1 protein-coding gene and 2 pseudogenes are annotated in these 4,059 nt (G+C 70.6%); all 3 read right to left on the reverse strand.

Annotated features, from left to right (window positions below):
* Positions 1 to 92 (reverse strand): annotated as a pseudogene (locus ABZ449_RS41790) (roadblock/LC7 domain-containing protein); the annotation flags it as partial.
* Between the two features lie 10 nt (positions 93 to 102).
* On the reverse strand, positions 103 to 3,450 hold the full coding sequence (locus tag ABZ449_RS41795) for a nitrate- and nitrite sensing domain-containing protein (RefSeq protein WP_360357320.1): 3,348 nt from the start codon (positions 3,448 to 3,450) through the stop codon (positions 103 to 105).
* A gap of 399 nt (positions 3,451 to 3,849) precedes the next feature.
* Positions 3,850 to 4,059: pseudogene (locus ABZ449_RS41800) on the reverse strand (ATP-binding protein); the annotation flags it as partial.

Here is a 4,059-nt window from a genome sequence, read left to right on the forward strand (position 1 = left end):
TCCGCGGAGACCACCACGGTGTGGGACACCCCGGGGGTGTTGTCCACGAAATTGGTGATCAGCCAGTTCAGGTTCTGTGCGGCCTGGCTCATCTGAGTCAACTCAACGCTCCTGGTGGTTCGAGCCGCCGAAGAGATCGGTGCTCCGGTTCTGTCCGTTGCCGGACTGGTCTACCTGATCGGGGTCGATCCGGAAGCTTCCGGTGTTACCGGCGCTGCGGCCCTGCTCCACACCGCGGCGCAGGTTGGTGAGGCGGCCACGGACCTCCTCCGGGCTGCGGGAGACCTGCGGCCCGTCCTGCGGGGTGGACTTGGCATTGCCGGGCACCAGGTTCTGCTTGGGCACGCGCCGCGGCAGACCGGCACCGGTGGTGCCGCTGGAGCTGGGCTCGCGCAGCTGCTCGGCCCGCTGCCAGTCGCCGTCGTTCGGCGACTGCCAGGCGGTGCTGGCGGTCGGGCCGGTCGGGCCGTATCCGCCGAGCGAGGACACGTCGTGGCCGCGCTGGGACGCGGGTGCCGAGGTGTCCTTGGCGCCGGCGAACCAGTTCGGGGTGTCGCCGGACGGGCTGCCGCCGGCCGGGGCGGCGGCGCCACCGCCCGCCAGCTGCTCGCCGGGACGGCGCTGCGGCAGCCCGGACGGCAGGGTGGTGTGCGGCGCCTCGGCGGCGGGCAGCGCGGGCGGCTCCGGGGTGTACGGGTGGCCGGCCGGGGACTCCTCGGTCTGCCGGCCGTACTGGTCGGCGTACCCGTCCTGCTGGTAGCCGCCCTGGTCGTAGCCGTACCGGTCGTCGGCGTAGCCCTGCTGCTGGTAGCCCTGGGGGGCGTACTGGTCGTAGCCGTCCTGGGCGTACTCGTCGTGCTGGTACTCGTCCTGCTGGTAGCCGCCCTGGTCGTAGCCGTACCGGTCGTCGGCCTGGGCCTGCTGGTCGTAGCCCTGCGGGGCGTACTGGTCGTAGCCCTGCTGGTAGTCCTCCTCGACCTCGGCGTCCACCACCGGCGCCTGCGGGGCGCCCTCCAGGGCCGCGCGGCGGACCTGGTCGAGGCGCTGCGAGCGCTGGACGGACTCCAGGGCCGGGCTGAACCCGCTGGAGCCGGCGTTGCCGATGCCGGTGAGGTGGTCGTCGAAGCCGAGCTCGGCGGCGCTGGGGGCGCGGGTGTCCGGCGCCCACTCGGCCGTCGGCTCCTGGTCGGCGAAGATCCGGGAGACGGTGAACTGCTCGTCCGGCTCCGGTGCCGGACCCGACTGGGTGACGAACGGCGGGAGCATGACCAGCGAGGTGGTGCCGGCGGACTCGCCGGACGGGCGGAGCTGGACGCGGATGTCGTGCCGCTGGGAGAGCCGGCCGACCACGAACAGGCCCATGCGGCGGGAGATGGTGGCGTCCACCGTGGGCGGTTCGGCCAGCTTCTCGTTGATCTCCGCGAAGTCCTCGGCGGTGAGGCCGATGCCCTTGTCGTGGATCTCGACCAGCACCCGGCCGTCCGGCAGGCGGGTCGCGTTGACCAGGACCCGGGTCTGCGGGCTGGAGAACGAGGTGGCGTTCTCCAGCAGCTCGGCGAGCAGGTGGACGAGGTCGGTCACGGCGGCGCCGACGACGTCGACCTCCGGGATGCCGGAGAGTTCGACGCGCTCGTACTGCTCCACCTCGGAGGCGGCGGCGCGGAGCACGTCGACCAGCGGGACCGGGGTGTTCCAGCGGCGGCCGGCCTCCTCGCCCGAGAGGACGAGCAGGTTCTCACCGTTGCGGCGCATACGGGTCGCGAGGTGGTCCAGCTTGAAGAGGTTCTCCAGCTGGTCCGGGTCGGCCTCGTTGTTCTCCAGGTCGGTGATCAGCGCCAGCTGGCGCTGGATCAGGCTCTGGCTGCGGCGCGACAGGTTGGTGAAGATCGCGTTGACGTTCCCTCGCAGCAGGGCCTGCTCGGCGGCGAGCGCCACGGCCTGCTGGTGGACCTGGTCGAAGGCCCGGGCGACTTCGCCGATCTCGTCCTTGCCGTGCAGCGGGATCGGGGTCACCGAGGTGTCGACCCGGTCGGGGTCGGTCTTGGAGAGCTTCTCGACCAGGTCCGGCAGGCGGTGGTCGGCGATCTCCAGGGCGGCGCTGCGCAGGGTGCGCATGCCGAGGATCATCGAGCGGGCCACGTAGCCGGTGAGCAGACCGGCCAGGACGAGCGCGGCGACGACGATGACCGTGTTGAGGATGGCGTCGTAGAGCGCGTTGTCCTTCAGCTTGCGGGCCTCGGTGAGGACGTCGTCCAGCAGCGCGATTTCGGTGTTCCGCAGGGCCTGGATGTGGGTGTTGGCGGCCTGGTTCCAGTTGTCCGGGGTCAGACCGGCGTTCTTCGCCTCGGTGAACGCGGCGTCGGCGGTGGCCTTGCCCTTCAGCTGGCCCTCGGCGGCCGCCTGGCTGTACGAGGCGGCCAGGGCCAGCAGGCCCTGCATGGTGGGCGCGGAACCGTTGGGCATCTTGTACGCCGAGCGGTCCTGGGCGGTGGCCAGGGCGACCTGCGCGTCCGCGTACCTCTTGGCGTCCTCGGGGGCGCTACCGGTCTTGAACTCGTTGAGGGAGACCTGCTCCAGCTTCTCCGAGATCACGATCTGCTGGGTCGCGTCGACGTTCTCGTACCGGGTGGTGGCGTTCTGCGAGATGCCGACCAGCAGGCTCAGCATCAGCGAGCGCTGGGTCGAGGCGGAGGCCTTGGCCAGCGACATCGCGTAGATCGCGCGGCCCTTGCTGGTGGCGTTGCTGGAGCCCAGGCCGACCGAGTTGTCGTAGGCCAGCAGCGGGGCGAACATCGTCGAATATGCGTTGGCGGTCGCGCTGATGAACAGCTCGGGGCCGTACGCGTTGGCCCGCAGGTGCGGCAGGTCGATGACCAGGGCCTGGAAGGCGTCGTGGCGGCGGGGGAGCTCACCGGACTTGTCGGACGCCGCGTAGGCGGCGTTGTAGGCCTTCAGCGCGGCGTCGGTGTCGTTGCGGCGCTTGGTGACCTCGTTGTTCGGGTCCTGCTTGGTGAGCAGGGGTATGAGCGTCTTGTCGCGCTCGTTCTCCAGCGCTTCGGCGAGTTCGGTCGCCGCCTTGGCCAGCTCCGCGGTCTTCTCGGCGCGGGAGGCCTTGATGTAGCCGTCGACCGAGGTGTTCACGCGCAGACCGCCGAAGACGAGACTGATGATCACGGGGATCAGCAGGATCGCGATCAGACGGGTCGGCACGCGCCAGTTGCGCGGGCGGAGGAAGTCGTACCGGCTGGATCCGCCGCCGTCGCCCGACGAGCCGCCGCTGCGGGGCGTCCCGGACGCGACCGGGGGTTCGGGGGCCGGGGCGGGGCTCGGGGCGCGTTCCTCGGTGGGAGTGAACGCGGAGAATCCGGCCTGGTCCCCGGGGGTACCGTTCGGCTCGCTCTGGCGGGGCTCGGAGCGCCGCTGCGGGGCGGGTTGCTGCTTACGCCTCACTCGACAACTACCTCTCGGCCGAATGCCGGCCATGGATCAATCCAGCGCTACCCCGGGCCCTGACCCTCCGCCGGACGGGCCGGAGCAGGAGACATCCAGGGGTAGCTGGAATTTCAGCACGTGCGGGGATGGGGGACAAACAGCCGCCGTCCGGCACCCGCGTCGGAACAATCCGGACATTCACCGACATGGCGGAGCAAATCCGTGGTCACCTGGCGCTGAGTGGCGCTGATTCGCCACACTGAGTCATTGTTGATCACAAAATGCCTACCGAACTGTTATCCGCTGCTTATACACGGGTCTTGCGCGGGCCCCCCGGGAGACACCGGCCGGTAAGCGTCGCGGCCCCGACGGCCCGTTGCAGGGGACGGGTCGTCGGGGCCGTGCGGTTGCGCCGGCTCAGCGGAGACGGGCCAGCAGGGCGTGTTCGACGAGGGTGATGAGGGCGCTCTTGGCGCTGTCGCGGCGGCGGGCGTCGAGGGTGACGACGGGGGTGTCGGCGCTGAGTTGGAGCGCTTCGCGGACTTCGTCGGGGGTGTGGGGCTGGTGTCCGTCGAAGCCGTTGAGGGCGACGACGAAGGGCAGTCCGCTGTTCTCGAAGTAGTCGAG

Origin of the sequence: Kitasatospora sp. NPDC005856 (assembly GCF_040629945.1) — a bacterium.
Taxonomy (GTDB): Bacteria; Actinomycetota; Actinomycetes; order Streptomycetales; family Streptomycetaceae; genus Kitasatospora.